This is a genomic window from Neobacillus cucumis, assembly GCF_016908975.1.
Classification (GTDB): domain Bacteria; phylum Bacillota; class Bacilli; order Bacillales; family Cytobacillaceae; genus Neobacillus; species Neobacillus cucumis.
Map to the genome: position 1 here is coordinate 32,654 of NZ_JAFBEX010000029.1, position 19,156 is coordinate 51,809.

Annotated in this window: 19 protein-coding genes; all 19 read left to right on the forward strand. The window is 39.1% G+C overall.

Annotation, left to right across the window (positions count from 1 at the left end):
• Positions 1 to 229: 229 nt before the first annotated feature.
• The 19 genes from yabP (at position 230) to lysS (ending at position 18,722) form a co-directional block, all read left to right on the forward strand.
• Entirely contained in the window at positions 230 to 532 is a 303-nt protein-coding gene (yabP, locus tag JOC76_RS25665) for a sporulation protein YabP (RefSeq protein ID WP_205181653.1), read from the forward strand.
• Positions 529 to 1,161 carry a spore cortex biosynthesis protein YabQ gene (gene yabQ, locus JOC76_RS25670; protein ID WP_205181654.1) on the forward strand — a complete coding sequence of 211 codons (633 nt, stop codon included), beginning with the start codon at positions 529 to 531 and terminating at the stop codon, positions 1,159 to 1,161. The genes yabP and yabQ overlap by 4 nt, the downstream gene beginning before the upstream one ends.
• Before the next feature lie 16 nt (positions 1,162 to 1,177).
• Positions 1,178 to 1,561, forward strand: a complete 384-nt coding sequence (locus JOC76_RS25675) for an FtsB family cell division protein (RefSeq protein WP_205181655.1) — start codon at positions 1,178 to 1,180, stop codon at positions 1,559 to 1,561.
• 95 nt (positions 1,562 to 1,656) lie between these two features.
• A complete protein-coding gene (locus tag JOC76_RS25680; RefSeq protein ID WP_205181656.1) occupies positions 1,657 to 2,085 on the forward strand; it encodes a S1 domain-containing RNA-binding protein in 429 nt (142 codons plus the stop codon).
• Between the two features lie 288 nt (positions 2,086 to 2,373).
• A complete protein-coding gene (gene spoIIE, locus JOC76_RS25685; RefSeq protein ID WP_205181657.1) occupies positions 2,374 to 4,848 on the forward strand; it encodes a stage II sporulation protein E in 2,475 nt (824 codons plus the stop codon).
• Positions 4,849 to 4,942: 94 nt separating this feature from the next.
• Positions 4,943 to 5,683, forward strand: coding sequence for a vWA domain-containing protein (locus JOC76_RS25690; RefSeq protein ID WP_205181658.1), 741 nt, complete (start codon positions 4,943 to 4,945; stop codon positions 5,681 to 5,683).
• Complete coding sequence (gene prkT, locus JOC76_RS25695) at positions 5,652 to 6,674, forward strand: serine/threonine protein kinase PrkT (RefSeq protein ID WP_205181659.1); 1,023 nt, start codon at positions 5,652 to 5,654, stop codon at positions 6,672 to 6,674. Before JOC76_RS25690 ends, prkT begins: the two co-directional genes overlap by 32 nt.
• Positions 6,675 to 6,959: 285 nt before the next feature.
• Positions 6,960 to 8,348 (forward strand): tRNA lysidine(34) synthetase TilS, encoded by a 1,389-nt coding sequence (tilS, locus tag JOC76_RS25700; protein WP_205181660.1) that lies wholly within the window; start codon positions 6,960 to 6,962, stop codon positions 8,346 to 8,348.
• A 24-nt stretch (positions 8,349 to 8,372) separates the two neighbouring features.
• Positions 8,373 to 8,918 (forward strand): hypoxanthine phosphoribosyltransferase, encoded by a 546-nt coding sequence (hpt, locus tag JOC76_RS25705; RefSeq protein ID WP_443677862.1) that lies wholly within the window; start codon positions 8,373 to 8,375, stop codon positions 8,916 to 8,918.
• A gap of 96 nt (positions 8,919 to 9,014) precedes the next feature.
• Positions 9,015 to 10,973, forward strand: coding sequence for an ATP-dependent zinc metalloprotease FtsH (gene ftsH / locus JOC76_RS25710; protein WP_205181662.1), 1,959 nt, complete (start codon positions 9,015 to 9,017; stop codon positions 10,971 to 10,973).
• A 111-nt stretch (positions 10,974 to 11,084) separates the two neighbouring features.
• Positions 11,085 to 11,852: a type III pantothenate kinase gene (locus JOC76_RS25715; RefSeq protein WP_205181663.1), complete on the forward strand. Its 768-nt coding sequence runs from the start codon at positions 11,085 to 11,087 to the stop codon at positions 11,850 to 11,852.
• A 40-nt stretch (positions 11,853 to 11,892) separates the two neighbouring features.
• Entirely contained in the window at positions 11,893 to 12,771 is an 879-nt protein-coding gene (hslO, locus tag JOC76_RS25720; RefSeq protein WP_205181664.1) for an Hsp33 family molecular chaperone HslO, read from the forward strand.
• Positions 12,772 to 12,931: 160 nt separating this feature from the next.
• On the forward strand, positions 12,932 to 13,858 hold the full coding sequence (gene cysK / locus JOC76_RS25725) for a cysteine synthase A (protein WP_205181665.1): 927 nt from the start codon (positions 12,932 to 12,934) through the stop codon (positions 13,856 to 13,858).
• Positions 13,859 to 14,075: 217 nt separating this feature from the next.
• The gene (gene folP, locus JOC76_RS25730; RefSeq protein ID WP_205181666.1) at positions 14,076 to 14,918 is read left to right on the forward strand and encodes a dihydropteroate synthase; all 843 of its coding nucleotides are present in this window, start codon (positions 14,076 to 14,078) and stop codon (positions 14,916 to 14,918) included.
• Entirely contained in the window at positions 14,911 to 15,270 is a 360-nt protein-coding gene (gene folB, locus JOC76_RS25735; RefSeq protein ID WP_205181667.1) for a dihydroneopterin aldolase, read from the forward strand. Before folP ends, folB begins: the two co-directional genes overlap by 8 nt.
• 2 nt (positions 15,271 to 15,272) lie before the next feature.
• Positions 15,273 to 15,800 (forward strand): 2-amino-4-hydroxy-6-hydroxymethyldihydropteridine diphosphokinase, encoded by a 528-nt coding sequence (gene folK / locus JOC76_RS25740; RefSeq protein WP_205181668.1) that lies wholly within the window; start codon positions 15,273 to 15,275, stop codon positions 15,798 to 15,800.
• Positions 15,752 to 15,958 carry a helix-turn-helix domain-containing protein gene (locus JOC76_RS25745; RefSeq protein ID WP_205181669.1) on the forward strand — a complete coding sequence of 69 codons (207 nt, stop codon included), beginning with the start codon at positions 15,752 to 15,754 and terminating at the stop codon, positions 15,956 to 15,958. Before folK ends, JOC76_RS25745 begins: the two co-directional genes overlap by 49 nt.
• Before the next feature lie 16 nt (positions 15,959 to 15,974).
• Positions 15,975 to 16,976, forward strand: coding sequence for a tRNA dihydrouridine synthase DusB (gene dusB, locus JOC76_RS25750; protein WP_205181670.1), 1,002 nt, complete (start codon positions 15,975 to 15,977; stop codon positions 16,974 to 16,976).
• Between the two features lie 261 nt (positions 16,977 to 17,237).
• Positions 17,238 to 18,722, forward strand: a complete 1,485-nt coding sequence (lysS, locus tag JOC76_RS25755; RefSeq protein WP_205181671.1) for a lysine--tRNA ligase — start codon at positions 17,238 to 17,240, stop codon at positions 18,720 to 18,722.
• The last annotated feature ends 434 nt before the right edge of the window (positions 18,723 to 19,156 follow it).

A 19,156-nucleotide genomic window follows, 5' to 3' on the forward strand; every position in this document is an offset into this window, starting at 1 on the left:
AAACGCCTTCTTACAGGGTGCGTCTTAGCCTGGAGTCCCAGAACAGTCGCCTCCACATTTAGATCAATCCGTCCAAAAGGTTAAAGAACAACCTTTCGGCCGGCTCGTCTTGTGCTTATTGCCGATTGGCGGGCGCCTTGCGCTTTTCTTGATTACTCTGTTCTAATAATGGCTTTCATCACATAAAAATGTACAAAAGGGTTGTACAAATGATTGTGAGGGATGAAAGATGAGCCAATACTATGATAACAATCCATCAAAGAGCAGTGTTCCGGATCATGATGTGATCATGAGGGGCAGAAAACTGCTGGAAATTACCGGAGTTAAACAAGTCGAAAGCTTTGATAATGAAGAATTCTTATTAGAAACCGTCATGGGGTTTTTAGCTATCAAAGGACAAAACCTGCAAATGAAAAACTTGGATGTTGAAAAAGGGATTGTCTCGATTAAAGGGAAAATTTTCGACTTAGTCTATCTAGATGAACAGCATGGGGAGAAAGCTAAAGGATTCTTTAGCAAGTTATTCAAATGACCCTTTCCACGCAATTCCTTACTATGCTCTCCATGATTGGAATGGGGTCGTTATTCGGCGCCATGTTTGATACGTATCAAAGGTTTTTAAATCGACCGAAACAAAAAGCTTGGATTGTCTTTATTAATGATATTTTATTTTGGGTAATTCAAGCTTTAATTATTTTTTACACCTTGTTTATGGTGAATAGCGGTGAATTGCGGTTTTATATCTTTATCGCACTGCTTTGCGGATTTGCTGCCTACCAGGCTTTATTGAAAGGCATTTATCTCCGTATACTAGAAGCAGGGATTCACACTATTATTTCCATTTATAAATTTATCACCAAAATGGTCCAACTCCTGATTTATAAACCAATTGTTGGTCTTATACAACTATTACTGATGATTATTCTCACCTTGGGCAGGGGCCTAATAACCCTTGTCAAATTTGTTTATAAGGTCTTACTATTCATACTGAAAATAATCATGTTTCCATTGCATAAGTTTATATTATTATTTTGGAAACTTTTGCCGAAAAGTCTTAAAAAAACCGTCGAGAAGTTATATAATAAAACGGCAGGATTTTTCAAGGGATTACGGAATTATATAAATAAATGGCTGGATAAATGGAAGCGGAAAAAAGAGTAAGGAGGTTTTAGGGGAAATGAGTACAGAATTAAACCGAAATGTATCAAAAATGCAGACAACCTATGTAGAGCAGCAAGAATATGCCGAGATTGCTTCAGCTCGTAAAAGAAAATTAGTGCTTAGGCGTTTATCGGTGTTCTTTGTTTTTGCTAGCTTGCTAACTTATTTGATGATTTCAAGTTACATTTCCCAAACCACTAAACTCGAGTCTACACTTGCTCAGAAGCAAAAGCTTAATCATCAGCTTGCTGATATAAAGAAGCAGCAAACGATTCTTAAAGAAGACATTGTTAAACTAAATGATGATGATTATATTGCGAAGTTGGCAAGGAAAGAGTATTTTTTCTCTAAGAAGGGTGAAATCATTTTTAATATACCGGATGAAAGCAAAGAAAATTGAACCAGCTGTGCGAGTTATTGACACTGATTTTTTAGTTTCTGTATAATATATAGAAACATTGATTTTGAATATTATTAGGGAGGAACATTCTTTTTATGTCAATTGAAGTAGGCAGCAAGTTACAAGGAAAGGTAACAGGGATAACAAATTTCGGAGCGTTTGTGGAACTGCCGGGTGGATCAACAGGACTTGTTCACATCAGTGAGGTTGCTGACAATTATGTCAAGGATATCAATGATCATTTAAAGGTTGGCGACCAAGTTGAAGTTAAAGTCCTTAATGTTGAGAATGGGAAAATTGGCTTATCGATTAAAAAGGCAAAGGATCGGCCAGAGCCGGAAAAAAAGCAGTATTCACAATCGCAACGCCCTCGTCAAAGCCGTTCAAACGATCGTAATAACAATAAACCGGAAACCTTTGAGTCTAAAATGGCCAAATTCCTAAAGGATAGTGAAGATCGTTTATCTTCCCTAAAGCGCAACACGGAATCTAAGCGTGGAGGAAGAGGAGCTAGACGGGGTTAACTTGCTGCACACTTATAATGAGATAAGGCAGGTTTCACTTTAATCGATAAAAGACAAGTCAGCGGAGACTTGTCTTTTTGTATATTCTTAAAGGTGCCTGTCACCATGTGAATTCTTCACATGGTGACAGGCACCTTTTCTACTTTTAACGACATAAATATATTATTTGAAAAGAATATAGTGAAAACCGTCGAACGATTATTTGAGCTTGTTCACTATTTTGACAAAATTTTGAATCTATTAAATTTATAATAGTTTGCAACGATGAAAGAATAGGGAGTGTGATTTATGGAAAAGACTCACGTAAGTTTCATAGAACCAGTCGGTGAAGTCAACCTTCATTCATCTAAATGGGATTTTGGAAAAGGATTACGCAAAATTCAATTAATGGTTGAGTCCTTTTTTATAAAAAAGGGTTACCTATTAGTATTAGTTGGATTCTTACTTGGCCGCGCATTAATATTAGCAAAGTTAACTCCGTTCTGTCTGCCATTCTTTGCTTCCGTCTATTTAATTAAACGAGATCGAGCACCGCTTGCTTTGATCGGACTAATTGTCGGGGCAGCAACTATTTCATTGGGGAATGCTGTCTTTACCTTTGCCGTTACTGTTTTATTCTTAACCATTTACCGCTTGAGTGAAAAGTGGCTGACAAATGAAGTAAGGTCCCTGCCTGTTTTTGTCGGGATTATCCTAGGTGTTGGAAAACTAGCAGAGTCGTTTATTGTATCAAGACAATTATCGACCTACGATCTCATGATGGTAGGAGTTCAGGCGAGCTTAGCCTTTATTCTAACGCTAATTTTTTTACAAAGCATCCCGCTATTAACCATAAATAAACGAAGACAGCTTTTAAAGACAGAAGAGATTGTCTGTTTAATCATTATGCTGGCTTCTATTTTATCCGGAACAATTGGCTGGAAGGTTTACGATATGTCAGTAGAACATATCATGTCAAGATATCTAGTCCTAGTCTTTTCCTTTATTGCCGGAGCTACAGTAGGTTCTACAGTTGGGGTTGTGACGGGATTAATTTTTAGCCTGGCGAGTGTTTCTAGCTTCTATCATATGAGTCTATTAGCGTTTTCAGGTGTTCTTGGTGGTCTGTTAAAAGAAGGGAAAAAAGTGGGGGTTTCCATTGGGTTATTTATTGCAACCCTACTAATTGGTATGTATGGAGAAGGCAACGGGTCCATTCTACAAACGGTATTGGAGACATTAGCGGCTATTCTTTTATTCCTGTTAACACCACAAGCCTTAACATCGAGACTAGCAAAATATATCCCGGGGACACCTGAACACACGGCTGAACAGCAAAAATACATGCGCAAGATGCGAGATGTTACCGCACAGAGAGTTTCTCAATTTTCAAGTGTCTTTCATGCCCTTTCACATAGTTTCTCTCAAATGGAAGTCATGCAGGAGGACGAGGAACAAGAACGTGAAATGGACTACTTTATGAGCAATGTTACCGAACGTACCTGCCAAACATGCTTTAAAAAGGAACAATGCTGGGCAAAGAATTTTAATACAACCTATGCATCAATGGAAGAGATTATTCGTGAGATGGATCAAAATGACGGCAATGTGTCACCTAGATTAACGAGAGAATGGGATAAGATTTGTTCGCGTCCCAAAAAAGTTTATGAAACCATTGGTCAGCAGTTAACCTTCTTCCAAGCCAATTTGAAATTGAAAAAGCAGGTGCGGGAAAGTCGGAAACTGGTAGCCGAGCAATTGTTGGGTGTATCGGAAGTAATGGACAACTTCGCAAAAGAAATTCAACGTGAACGAGAGAATCACCATAAGCAGGAAGAACAAATCATGGAGGCTATCCAGGATTTTGGCATTCAAATCGAACAAGTAGAAATCTACAGTCTTGAACAAGGCAATGTCGATATCGAGATGACTATCCCATTTTGTAATGGTCATGGAGAGTGTGAAAAATTAGTGGCCCCGATGCTGTCCGATATTCTTGGGGAAACAATTATCGTAAACAAAGAGGAATGTGCAACCATTCCCCATGGAGTTTGTCATGTAAACTTCAGGTCATCAAAGGCTTATACGGTAGAGACTGGTGTTGCGCATGCCGCAAAAGATGGGGGGCTAGTTTCAGGGGACAGCTATTCAACAATTGAGCTGGGCTTAGGGAAATTTGCGATTGCCATTAGCGATGGCATGGGTAATGGAGAAAGAGCTCACTATGAAAGTAGTGAGACATTGCAGCTGCTGCAAAAGATTTTACAATCTGGTATTGAAGAAAAAGTGGCAATCAAATCTGTAAATAGCATCCTTTCATTGCGAACTACGGATGAAATCTTTTCTACTTTAGACTTAGCCATGATTGATTTGAAAAATGCTTCAGCCAATTTCCTTAAAGTTGGCTCAACACCGAGTTTTATAAAAAGAGGGAATAAAGTCATTAAAATCCAGGCAAGTAATTTGCCAATGGGCATCCTGCAAGAATTTGAGGTAGATGTTGTCAGTGAACAATTAAAAGCTGGAGATCTGCTGATTATGATGAGTGATGGTGTATTTGAAGGACCAAAACATGTTGAAAATTATGACCTTTGGATGAAACGGAAGGTACAAGAATTAGAGACGGATGACCCGCAAGAGGTTGCTGATTTAATAATGGAAGAAGTAATTCGCTCTCGCTCTGGATTTATTGATGATGATATGACTGTGACCGTAGCAAAAATTAAACACAATACACCAAAGTGGGCAACCATTCCGATGCAAAAAGTAAAGCGACATGCTTAACTAACTAATTTATCCATCCATTCAGTAAAATATGTATAAATCAACCTGATCTCGTCGAAAATGGTAGCAATACTGAATGTGGAGGGAGAAGGTTATGTACACAGGAAAGATTCGCCAAGTTTTATTGATAACGGATGGATGCTCCAACCAAGGTGATGATCCGATTGCCATGGCAGCACTTGCAAATGAACAAGGAATAACAGTCAATGTTATTGGGGTCATGGAACAGGATGTCATTGATGAAAAGGGAATCTCGGAAATTGAAGGCATTGCTATGTCAGGCGGGGGAGTCAGTCAGATTGTTTACGCCGAGCGACTTTCGCAGACCGTCCAAATGGTCACGCGGAAGGCAATGAACCAAACGATTCAAGGAGTGGTTAATCGTCAACTTCAGGAAATTTTAGGGAGCTCTCAAACCATGGAGGATCTGCCGCCGGAAAAACGTGGAGAAGTCATGGAGGTCGTCGATGAATTAGGGGAAACTGTCGAATTAGAAGTGTTGATTCTTGTCGATACCAGCGCAAGTATGAAACACAAGCTTCCCACAGTAAAAGAGGCACTTCTTGACCTCTCTCTAAGCTTGAACGCACGGACCGGTGATAATCTATTTTCAGTGTATGTATTTCCCGGGAAAAAGAATGATGTCGAAAAGCTGCTTGATTGGACACCAAAGCTACAAGTTTTGACAAGTGTCTTCTCGCAATTGTCGACAGGTGGCACTACTCCAACCGGGCCTGCTCTAAGAACCGCACTCTCTGCCTTCTCAGAAAAAAAACAATCATTAAGGAGCCTGCTGTCTCGTGATGATGAATCATTCTTTGAAGAATCTATGTAAGGTAAGCCCAGGGACCATCATTACGGGAAAATGGCACTCACAAAGTTATACCATTATAAAGGAACTAGGATTTGGTGCAAATGGTGTGGTCTACCTTGCCAAACATAAGGACACTCAGGTTGCTCTAAAAATGAGTGATAATGGTATGTCCATCACCTCTGAGGTGAATGTGTTAAAATCCTTTGCAAAGGTCCAGGGACACTCCCTCGGACCTTGTTTGCTTGATGTCGATGATTGGGATCAAAATAATAGCCGGATTTCCTTTTATGTAATGGAATATATTCAAGGACCAGATTTTCTATCTTTTTTACAAACAAGAGGGCCATCTTGGACAAGTGTTTTATTTTTACAGCTGTTAAAGGATTTAGAAGAGCTGCACCAAAACGGCTGGGTTTTTGGAGATCTTAAGCCAGAAAATTTAATTGTGACGGGACCACCACCGAAAATTAGATGCATTGATGTAGGTGGTACAACCATTAAAGGTCGGGCCATTAAAGAGTTCACCGAGTTTTATGATCGGGGGTATTGGGGATTAGGGTCCAGAAAGGCAGAGTCTTCCTACGACTTATTTGCAGTGGCAATGATCATGGTGAATACTGCTTATCCCAAACGATTTACAAAAACAACAGGCGGGTTTTCGCAGTTGAAAGAAGCCATTCGACAAAAACAAGAGTTAAAAAATTTCGAACCTGTTATTCTAAAGGCTCTTCAAGGACAATATAGTGGGGCTAAAGAAATGAGGGCAGATTTATTAGATTTGATGGTTGTAAAAAAGAATGCAGCTGAGCAAATCAAACCAAGAGAAATGACACCTGACCCGACTCAATTGAAAAATACTGATGTAAAAAATACAAAAGGAAATCAATCTGTTCCACTCTCAAGGCAAAGCTATCGACGAAAAAAGAAAAAAAGCGGCTGGATGGAATTTTTATTTATCATAATCGTTCTAGGTGTCCTATATGCTTGGTATACTTTTAATAATTTACCATAATAAAATGAAACCAAAACTTTTTTCATTCGTATAAGTAGAAAAACATATTTTCGATACCTTAATTTTTGATAGTTCATCCTCAAAAGTGGTAAGCTAAAAAGAAAAGCGAAAGCGCCTTGATTAGGGAAAAAAGTAGTTCATTTTTTCCTAGGGGCGACCGGCTAAAGACGAGCCTTCTTGACGGATTGGCTTAAGATCGGAGCCCCTAGGCGCTGTAGCTAGACAAAAGAAAAGCGGAAGCGCGTTAGCGACTCCCAAATTTGCTTTAGAAAGTGTGCAATTGATATGTTGGAATCAAAAGTAGACGCCTTTCTTGACCGCCATTCTTTTTCACTTGAAAATAAAAGGATTGTCGTTGGGGTGTCAGGGGGACCGGATTCATTAGCACTGCTTCATTATTTATTAACTGAAAGAGAAAAAAGAAACCTTTTCCTTGTAGTTGCCCACGTTGACCATATGTTTCGTGGAGAAGAATCCTTTCAGGATGCCATGTTTGTCAAAGATTTTTGCAAACAGCACAATGTCACCTTTGAAATGGTTCAAGTTAACGTGAAGAAAATGATCGAGGAAACAGGTAAGAATTCTCAAATGGCAGCAAGAGAAGTAAGATATGATTTTTATCATAAAATAATGAAGCAGTATCAATGCCTGTATTTAGCACTGGGGCATCATGGCGATGACCAAATGGAAACCATGCTTATGCGGCTAACAAGGGGCAGTACTGGTAAAGCCAGAGCGGGTATTCCATTCTCGCGTTCGTTTTTTGAGGGGATTATTTTTCGCCCATTCTTGTGCCTAACAAAAGATGAACTACAACACTATTGTGAAAGGCAAAATCTGATCCCAAGGATAGACCCGAGCAATGCAAAAGGAATTTACAGCAGGAATCGGTTTCGCAAGCAGGTCCTGCCTTTTCTAAAAACAGAAAATAGCCATGCACATGAACATTTTCAGCGTTTTAGTGAAGAGCTGCAGAGTGATGAGGATTATTTACTAGAATTGACAGTGGAGCGCTTAAATACAGTATTGACAAAAAGAGAAGATGACAAAATAACTATTGACATGCATCGTTTTCTTGAAATGCCTTTACCTTTACAAAGGAGAGGGATTCAACTAATATTAAAATATCTTTATAAGGAAAAACCTGCATCTCTTTCTGCAATACATATTGATCAAATTTTTTCTTTAATTCAACATCACGATCCTTCGGGTACACTTGATCTTCCTAGTGGGTTACGGGTTATTCGCTCTTATTTTCAACTCTCATTCCAATATGAGCAAATAAAAATTGAACCATATTATTATGAAATCAATGAACCGGGAACGATTATCCTGCCAAATGGGGGCAGGATAACAATTGATTATATTGCAGGGGGAAGTCCCGATGGGAACCCAAACACTGCTATATTTAATGCAGAGAAACTTCATTTTCCATTGATCATTCGAACTAGGAAAAAAGGCGACCGAATGACTATAAAAGGTATATCGGGATCGAAAAAGTTAAAGGATATTTTTATTGATCAAAAAATTCCGCGGCAAGAACGGGAATGCTGGCCTGTCATTACGGATAGTGAGGGGTTCATAATGTGGCTTCCAAATGTAAAAAGGTCTTCTTTTGAAGGAGTCGATCCAGCCGCAAAACAATATATACAACTAACATACAATAAGCAATGATCTTCTAGGGGGCACAGTCATATGATGAAAGATGATATTGAAAAGGTATTAGTTTCAGAAGAAGAAATTCAAAAGAAGATTAAGGAATTAGGATCACAATTAACAGAAGAATATCAAGATCGTTTCCCGCTCGCAATTGGGGTTTTAAAAGGTGCAATGCCATTTATGTCTGATCTTTTAAAGCACATGGATTGTTATCTTGAAATGGATTTTATGGACGTTTCAAGCTATGGAACAGCGCTTGTATCTTCCGGAGAGGTTAAAATTTTAAAGGACCTTGATACATCTGTTGAAGGAAGGGACATATTAATTATTGAAGATATTATTGATAGTGGTTTAACACTAAGTTATTTAGTTGATTTATTCCATTATCGTAAAGCAAAATCAATTAAGATTGTTACCTTGCTTGATAAACCTACAGGCAGGAAAAGTGATATTCAAGCAGATTATGTAGGCTTTATTGTTCCAGACGAATTTGTTGTAGGATATGGTTTGGATTATATAGAAAAATATCGGAACCTTCCATATATTGGTGTATTGAAACCAGAAGTTTATAGCAATAATCAATAAAAAAGGCAAGCTTAAAATTGACAGCAATTCCGTGAATTAGTAAGATTTTCTATAATACTACTTAATATAGTTATTATCCGCGGGAGGAGGTAAGAGATGAATCGGATTTTCCGTAATACCATCTTTTATTTATTAATATTTTTAGTCATTATTGGTGTGGTAAGTTTCTTTAATGGAAGCAATGAAACAACTGATCAAATCTCTTATGATAAATTTGTAACGCAATTAGAAAGCGGTAAAGTTGAATCCTTTTCCATGCAGCCTGACCGTGGTGTTTATGAGGTTCGGGGCGTATTAAGATCAAATAGTAAGAAATTTGTTACTTATATTCCAAACAGTGAAAAGATTCTCGACCGTATTGACAAGGCAGATTCAAAAGTGGAAGTTATGCCGGCAAAAGAAACAAGTGGCTGGGTTACCTTCTTTACTTCCATTATTCCGTTCGTGATTATCTTTATTTTATTTTTCTTCTTATTAAACCAGGCTCAAGGCGGCGGAAGCCGTGTTATGAACTTTGGTAAATCTAAGGCAAAGCTTTATAACGATGATAAGAAGAAAGTCCGTTTTAGAGATGTTGCCGGTGCAGATGAAGAGAAGGCAGAATTGGTCGAAGTGGTGGAGTTTTTAAAAGACCCTCGCAAATTTGCTGAACTTGGTGCCCGGATTCCAAAAGGGGTTTTACTTGTAGGACCTCCTGGTACTGGTAAAACATTGCTTGCCCGTGCTGTAGCTGGTGAAGCAGGCGTACCGTTCTTTTCTATCAGCGGATCAGACTTCGTTGAAATGTTTGTCGGTGTCGGTGCCTCCCGTGTTCGTGACTTATTTGAAAATGCTAAGAAAAATGCTCCATGTATTATCTTTATTGATGAAATTGATGCAGTTGGGCGCCAGCGTGGTGCAGGTTTAGGAGGCGGACATGATGAACGCGAACAAACCTTAAACCAATTACTTGTTGAAATGGATGGTTTTGGTGCGAATGAAGGAATTATTATCGTAGCTGCGACCAACCGCCCTGATATACTTGATCCTGCATTACTTCGTCCGGGACGTTTTGACCGTCAAATTACCGTTGACCGTCCAGATGTTACAGGGCGTGAAGCAGTTCTTCGAGTTCATGCAAGGAATAAACCATTAGATGAATCCATCAACTTAAAAAATGTCGCTATGCGTACCCCAGGATTTTCTGGTGCAGACCTTGAAAACTTATTAAATGAAGCAGCCCTAGTGGCAGCACGTCAAAATAAGAAGAAAATCGATATGGTTGATATTGATGAAGCTACAGACCGTGTTATTGCAGGTCCTGCGAAAAAAAGCCGTGTTATTTCAGAAAAAGAACGCCGTATTGTTGCCTTCCATGAGGGCGGTCATACCGTCATCGGGTTAGTACTCGATGAAGCAGACATGGTTCACAAAGTAACGATTGTCCCACGTGGTCAGGCTGGCGGATATGCCGTTATGCTTCCAAGAGAAGACCGTTACTTTATGACAAAACCTGAGTTGCTTGATAAAATTGTCGGCTTATTAGGCGGCCGTGTGGCAGAAGAAATTGTGTTTGGTGAAGTAAGTACTGGTGCTCATAACGACTTCCAGCGTGCTACAGGCATCGCACGTAAGATGGTAACTGAATATGGTATGAGTGATAAGTTAGGACCATTGCAATTCGGTCAAGCATCTGGTGGTCAAGTGTTCCTAGGTCGTGACATTCATAACGAACAAAACTATTCTGATGCGATTGCTTATGAAATCGACCTTGAAATTCAACGTATCATTAAAGATTCATACGAAAGAGCGAAACAGATTCTTACTGAAAATCGTGAGAAGCTCGATCTTATTGCTAAAACCCTTCTTGAAGTGGAGACCCTTAACGCTGAACAAATTCGTTATTTAGTGGATCATGGGCATATGCCAGACCCTTCATTAACGTTAGAATCAGTAAGAGTTGAACCGAAAAGGGTAGACGATGTAAAGGTTAATATCAATAAAAAGAAGGATGAAGCTAGTGAGGACGGAAGATCCGTCCTAGACAGTTCTCCTGATGATACTGATTTTAAGTAATAAAATGTAGAAGAGTGCTTCAATGAGGCACTCTTTTTTTTTACTCATAAACTATTTATGATATGATGTTGCGTATGAGGAAAAGAAATTTAATAAAAGCGAGTGATAGATTTGATTTTCGTATTTGATGTGGGAAATACCAATATCGTCTTAGGTGTTTATGATGGAGATGAACTAAAGTATCATTGGCGAATTGAAACAAGCCGTAATCGTACTGAAGATGAATTTGGAATGAATATAAAATCTTTATTTGACTTTTCGGGTTTATCATTTTCTGATATTGATGGCATCATCATTTCTTCTGTTGTGCCGCCAATCATGTTTGCCTTAGAAAGAATGTGTCAAAAGTATTTTCACTTGAAGCCGCTTGTCGTAGGTCCTGGGATAAAGACTGGACTCAATATTAAATACGAAAATCCTAGAGAAGTTGGCGCAGATAGAATTGTGAATGCGGTTGCTGCAATCCATGAGTATGGCAGTCCACTCATTATTGTAGACTTTGGAACAGCCACCACCTATTGTTACGTCAATGAGGACCGTCAATATATGGGTGGAGCCATTGCACCTGGAATTGGAATCTCAACTGAGGCACTCTATTCAAGAGCAGCAAAATTACCACGGATTGAAATTGCTAGACCTGAAGGCGTTATTGGTAAAAATACAGTATCTGCTATGCAGGCTGGTATAGTCTATGGTTATGTAGGACAGGTTGAGGGAATTGTAAAAAGAATGATGGCTCAAAGCTCCAAAAAGCCTACCGTGATTGCTACTGGTGGATTGGCTAATTTAATTTCACAGGAATCAACGATTATTGATATTATTGACCCATTTTTAACTTTAAAAGGTCTTGCGCTTATCTATAAGCGTAACATGGGATAACCTAAAGATATATGCTATTCAGCTAGAAGGGAGTTACACAATGAACGATTATCTTGTAAAGGCACTAGCCTTTGATGGAAATATACGCGCATATGCCGTCCGCACAACAGAAACAATTAGTGAGGCGCAGCACCGTCATCAAACATGGCGCACAGCGTCAGCTGCACTTGGACGCACGATGACCGCAGCACTTATGATGGGTGCTATGCTTAAAGGTGAGGATAAACTTACCGTAAAAATCAATGGTGGCGGTCCTCTTGGTCCGATTGTGGTTGACAGTAACGCGAAGGGTGAAGTCCGAGGTTATGTCACGAATCCAGAAGTTGACTTTGAATCTAATGAACATGGCAAGCTTGATGTCCGCCGCGCGGTTGGTACAGATGGTCTGCTTGCGGTTGTAAAGGATATTGGATTGCGTGACTTCTTCTCAGGGCAGGTACCTCTTGTTTCCGGAGAGCTTGGTGAGGATTTTACCTATTACTTTGCAACCTCTGAACAAGTACCTTCCTCCGTTGGGGTTGGTGTCTTAGTGAACCCAGATGATTCCATACTCGCAGCAGGAGGATTTATTTTTCAATTAATGCCAGGTACGCCTGATGCTTTGATTTCAAAATTAGAAGAACGTTTGAAAACGATTGAGCCCATTTCAAAGTTAATTGAGCGGGGATTAACACCTGAACAAATCCTTGAAGAGTTGTTTGGAGCAGAGAATGTAAAAATATTAGAAACGATGCCTGTCCGCTTTCAATGCACTTGTTCTAAAGAACGATTTGCCAATGCTATTATTGGATTAGGGGCAGCGGAAATTCATGCAATGATCGAAGAAGATGGAAAGGCTGAAGCTCATTGTCATTTCTGTAATGAGAAGTATCAGTTTTCCAAAGAAGAGTTAGAAGCGCTAAGGGATGAAGCAAAATAGTTCTTTATACATTAAAAGGTATTAACTATTAGTTCTTTACTACTATAATAATTTCAATTTATTTCAAACTTTTCAGTCAAAACAATTGACAAAATACCTTAAAAACTGGTAAATTTATTAGTATAAATCCAATAAAAATACTCGGAATAGAGGTGCCCTAATGGTTCGTGTTGCAAATTCAGTGGCTGAATTAGTTGGCCAAACACCGATTGTTAAATTAAACAGATTAGTAGACGAGAATAGTGCAGAAGTTTATTTAAAGCTTGAGTACTTTAACCCAGGCAGCAGTGTTAAAGACCGTATTGGTCTAGCGATGATTGAAGCTGCAGAAGAGCAAGGTTTGATTAAACCAGGTGATACCATCATTGAACCAACAAGTGGTAATACAGGTATCGGGCTTGCCATGATTGCAGCAGCTAAAGGTTACAAAGCAATCTTCGTTATGCCTGAAACCATGAGCTTAGAAAGAAGAAACCTTCTTCGTGCATATGGTGCAGAGCTTGTGTTAACACCTGGACCAGCAGGTATGAAGGGTGCTATTGCTAAGGCAGAAGAGCTAGTAAAAGAACATGGTTATTTCTTACCACAACAATTTAAAAACCAAGCAAACCCTGAAGTACATAAAAGAACGACAGGTAAAGAAATTGTTGAACAAATGGATCAACTAGATGCGTTTGTATCTGGTATCGGAACAGGTGGAACTATCTCAGGAGCAGGTAGTGTGATTCGTGAGAAATTCCCAGAAGTGAAGATTGTTGCTGTTGAGCCTAAAGACTCACCTGTCCTTTCAGGCGGTAACCCTGGTCCACACAAACTTCAAGGACTTGGTGCAGGCTTTGTTCCTGATACATTAAACACAGAAATCTATGATGAAGTAATTCAAATTAATACAGAAGAAGCATTTGAAGCATCCCGCCGTGCTGCTAGAGAAGAAGGAATCCTAGGAGGAATTTCTTCTGGAGCTGCGATTTCTGCAGCCCTAAAGGTAGCAAAGCAACTTGGAAAAGGTAAAAAAGTACTTGCGATTATCCCTGATAACGGTGAACGTTACTTAAGTACTCCACTTTACCAATATGATGCTGAGTAAAAAGAGATGAGGCGTCGGCATTTTTGCCGATGCTTCTTTTTTTTTCGTCCAGCTTCAGCGCCTAGCCCCTCGAGGGTCTACAGGCACTCAGGGAATGAAGGCAAAGAACGCCTTCTTTCCCTGAGCGTCTTATGCCTGTCGCCGATAGGCAGGCGCCCTGCGCTTTTCTTATAAAAATATGTTAAAATGTGAAAAACAGGCTGTGGGGGGAATATGGATGAATACAACTAATGATCAAATCAAATGCGGACCATATACCTTGGATTATGGTAAAAAGACCATTGTAATGGGAATCTTAAATGTGACCCCTGACTCTTTTTCTGATGGCGGGAAATTTAATCAAATTGAGCGTGCAGTAGAGAGAGCGAAGGAAATGGTTGCTAATGGTGCTGATATTATTGATATTGGCGGTGAATCAACTAGACCGGGGTATGAAAGAATTTCAGATGAGGATGAAATTGAACGGGTTGTCCCAGTGATAAAAGCCATCTCAGAACATGTGCCAGTTCCAATTTCAATTGATACTTATAAAGCAGAGGTAGCAAAGCAGGCAATCGAAGCAGGTGCCCACATTATTAACGATATATGGGGTGCGAAAGCAGACAATAGAATGGCAGAAGTTGCAGCTGACTATCAAGTTCCAATCATCCTTATGCACAATCGTCAAGAGCGGAATTATCATTCTTTTATTAGAGATGTATTAAATGACCTTTATGAAAGTATTGCTATCGTAAAAAAAGCGGGAGTCAAGGATGAAAATATTATCTTAGACCCTGGGATAGGTTTTGCGAGGGATTATCAAGAAAATCTTTTAACCATGCAAAACTTAGAGCGGTTTGTCATGTTCGGCTATCCTGTATTATTAGGAACATCGAGAAAGTCAATGATTGGCCATGCTTTAGATCTGCCTGTTCATGAAAGAATGGAAGGCACAGGAGCGACGATTTGTTACGGCATCCAAAAAGGCTGTCATATGATTCGCGTCCATGATGTGAAAGAAATGAGCAGAATGGCGAGAATGATGGATATATTAATGGGGAAGGATGTCGTCCTTGGATAAAATATATGTAAACAAGATGGAGTTCTATGGTTATCATGGTGTATTTCCGGAAGAGAATCGATTAGGTCAGCGATTTATAGTGGATTTAGCGGTATCAGTGGATTTAAGTATGGCTGGGAAAACGGATGAACTTGAGTTTTCAGTTAATTATGGGGAGCTGTATCAAGTTTGTCGGGAAGTGGTTGAGGGGAAACCGTACAAGCTTGTTGAAGCTGTTGCGGAAAAAATTGCCGTTAGCATCCTCAGCTCATTTCCGCTTGTTAATGATGTGACCGTAAAAGTAGTTAAACCAGATCCTCCAATCCCTGGTCATTATAAGTCTGTAGCCGTAGAAATTACGAGGGGAAGATAAAATTGGAAAACACAGCATTTATTTCCCTTGGCTCAAACATTGGAAACCGGTATGATAATATGGTTAATGCCATTAACAAGTTAATTCAATATCCGTCAATCCAGCTGGTGAATTTTTCATCCATATATGAAACAGACCCTGTTGGATATGAGGATCAAGATTTATTTTTAAACATGGTTATCATGGTAAAGACAAGTTTAAAAGCAATTGAGTTGTTAGATATTTGTTTGAAAATTGAAATTGAACTTGGGAGAAAAAGGGACATTGTGTGGGGGCCGAGGACGATTGACCTTGACATTCTGACTTATAACCAAGAAAATATTGTATCGGAGAAACTAAATGTTCCGCACCCAAGAATGTTGGAGCGGGCATTTGTGATGATTCCATTACTAGAAATTGACCCAAACCTTTGTATACCCGAGGTGGAAAAACCTCTTAACATACTTTTGAATGAACTACCAGATAAAGAAGGAGTCCGAATATGGAAGCGGAAAAATGGGGAAGACGTATTCGTGCCTATCGGAAGCTGAAGGGATATACGCAAGAAGGCTTTTCGAGACAACTAGGTGTATCAGTATCTATATTAGGTGAAATTGAAAGAGGAAATCGCATGCCTGCGGAAGATTTAATTGCGAGAATTGCACATTCCTTAAAAATTAGTATAGAAGACTTAAAACCGAAAGAATAGAAAAGGAGGTTACCGAATGTTAAAAATAGGTGATATTGAAATTAAGAATCCTGTTGTATTAGCGCCAATGGCGGGTGTATGTAATTCTGCATTCCGTCTGACTGTTAAAGAATTTGGTGCAGGTTTAGTTTGTGCAGAAATGGTCAGCGACAAGGGGATTATACTTAAAAATGAAAAGACTATGAACATGCTCTATATTGATGAACGTGAAAAACCACTTAGCCTGCAAATTTTCGGTGGTGAAAAAGAAACGCTTGTTGAAGCAGCAAAATTTGTTGATCAAAACACAAACGCCGACATTATTGATATCAATATGGGCTGCCCTGTTCCGAAAATTACGAAGTGTGATGCCGGGGCAAGATGGCTATTAGACCCTGATAAAATTTATGAAATGGTTTCAGCGGTTGTGGATGCGGTAGAAAAGCCTGTAACCGTAAAAATGCGTATGGGCTGGGATGATGAACATATCTTTGCTGTCAAAAATGCGCAAATGGTTGAACTTGCTGGTGGAAAAGCTATTGCCCTGCATGGACGTACTCGTGTACAAATGTATGAGGGAAAGGCAAACTGGGATATCATTCGGGAAGTAAAACAGGCTGTTACCATCCCAGTCATCGGTAATGGGGATGTGCAAACACCACAAGATGCCAAAAGGATGCTGGAGGAAACGGGTGTTGATGGTGTAATGATCGGACGAGCAGCACTAGGGAATCCATGGATGATCTACCGTACGGTTCAATATTTAGAAACCGGCAAACTACTAGGTGAGCCATCTGTAAGAGAAAAAATCGACGTCTGTATCCTTCACTTGGACCGTTTAATCGCATTGAAAAGTGAGTATATTGCGGTACGTGAAATGCGTAAGCATGCGGCATGGTACTTAAAAGGTGTCCCTGGTAATGGTAGAGTGCGTAATGCGATTAATGAGTGTAATACAAGAGAAGATTTAGTGACAATATTACATGGTTTAGTAGCAGAGGTAGAAGAGTTAGAAAAGAGCGAGTTAATCGTAGGTTAATTTGACAGTCACTCGTCTATTTTCTATAATGATTTTTGTTAACTGATTGAACTGCCGGTAGCATTACTGGCAGTTTTTATGTATTTAAAAACTTTTTTGATGTCTGAATTGTCGAGTTTGTGTAAAATAATATAGTATGTAAAAAAGCGGAAGGTCCTTGACAGCCCTTTAATAGACCAAGGTGCTAGAGTTGGACAAGAAAATCAGCCCAGTATTCATGAGTTTTACATAAATTAAGAAAGTTATGGAGTTGAAGTACACATGAGTCAGGAAGAATTAAATGACCAATTTTTGGTCAGACGTGAAAAAATGAATACAATGCGTGAAAATGGATTAGATCCATTTGGCAAGCGTTTTGATCGTTCACACAATACAAAAGAAATTATTGATCAATACGCAGAATTGGAAAAAGAGGATCTTGAGGCAAAAGAGGTTTCTGTTTCTCTCGCTGGACGGATTATGACAAAGCGCGGCAAAGGTAAGGCTGGATTTGCTCATATTCAAGATTTAACAGGTCAAATTCAGGTGTATGTTCGTCAAGATGCAGTAGGTGAAGAATCATACGAAGTCTTTAATTCAGCTGACCTTGGAGACATCATTGGGGTAACAGGTACCTTATTTAAAACAAAAGTAGGCGAATTATCTGTAAAGGTTAAGGATTTTGTATTCTTAACAAAAGCACTTCGTCCGCTGCCAGATAAGTTTCATGGTTTAAAGGATGTAGAGCAACGATACCGTCAACGTTATTTAGATTTAATTATGAGTCAGGAAAGTAAGGAAACGTTCATTGCTAGAAGCCGAATTATCCAATCGATGCGCCGTTATTTGGATGACCACGGTTATTTAGAAGTCGAAACACCTATGATGCATGCGATTGCTGGGGGTGCTTCGGCAAGACCGTTTATTACCCACCACAATGCTCTTGATATGCCTTTATTTATGAGGATTGCTATTGAGCTTCACTTAAAGAGATTAATCGTAGGTGGTCTTGAGAAGGTTTATGAAATTGGTCGAGTATTTAGGAACGAAGGTGTGTCTACTCGCCATAATCCGGAATTTACTATGATTGAACTGTATGAAGCCTATGCTGACTATCGCGATATTATGAGCTTAACAGAAAACCTTATTGCTCATATTGCCCAAGAAGTATTAGGTACTACAACTGTTCAATATGGTGAGTATGAAGTAGACCTTAAACCTGAATGGAAAAGACTCCATATGGTTGATGCGATTAAAGAATATACGGGTGTAGATTTCTGGAAAGAAACAAGTGTAGAAGAAGCTCGTTCCCTTGCAAAAGAGCATGGAGTCGAAATTAATGATAATATGCTTTATGGTCATATTGTTAATGAATTCTTCGAACAAAAGGTTGAGGAAAAATTAATTCAGCCAACCTTTATCTATGGTCATCCAGTGGAAATTTCTCCACTTGCTAAGAAAAATGACGAGGACCCACGATTCACCGATCGTTTTGAGTTGTTTATTGTCGCTCGTGAGCATGCAAATGCTTTTACCGAACTGAATGACCCAATCGATCAAAGAGAGCGTTTTGAAGCCCAGTTAAAAGAACGTGAACAGGGTAATGATGAAGCCCATATGATGGATGACGACTTTGTAGAAGCATTAGAATACGGTATGCCGCCAACAGGTGGACTAGGAATTGGAATCGACCGTCTAGTCATGTTATTAACGAACGCTCCTTCCATCCGTGACGTACTATTATTCCCGTTAATGCGTCATAAATAAGAAACTAAGAGTTTTGATTCATTACTACATTAAAAAACACACGGTATGTTAAAATATCGTGTGTTTTTTGTTGTCTATAGTATGTTCTTGTATGGTGTTTATTGTAAAGGGCGGCTAGGAAAAAGCGGGAGAGGTGTCAGAAACCTCACAACAATATATTAAAAGTAGAGTGAATATTTTTTCTTTTAAAAAAGGTATTGCGCTCAAGGTTTAATGGTGGTATATTATTATTCGTTGCTGCAAAACAGCAACTCGAAAGAAAAAAGAAATTATAAAAAGTTGTTGACATTGTGTTGATAACTTGATATGATAAGAAAGTCGCTTTTGAGCGATAAAGAAATTGTTCTTTGAAAACTAAACAAACAAAAACGTCAACAAACAATAATATTCATTTCTTATGAAATGAAGCCAACGTAACAAATGAGCTAATCAAC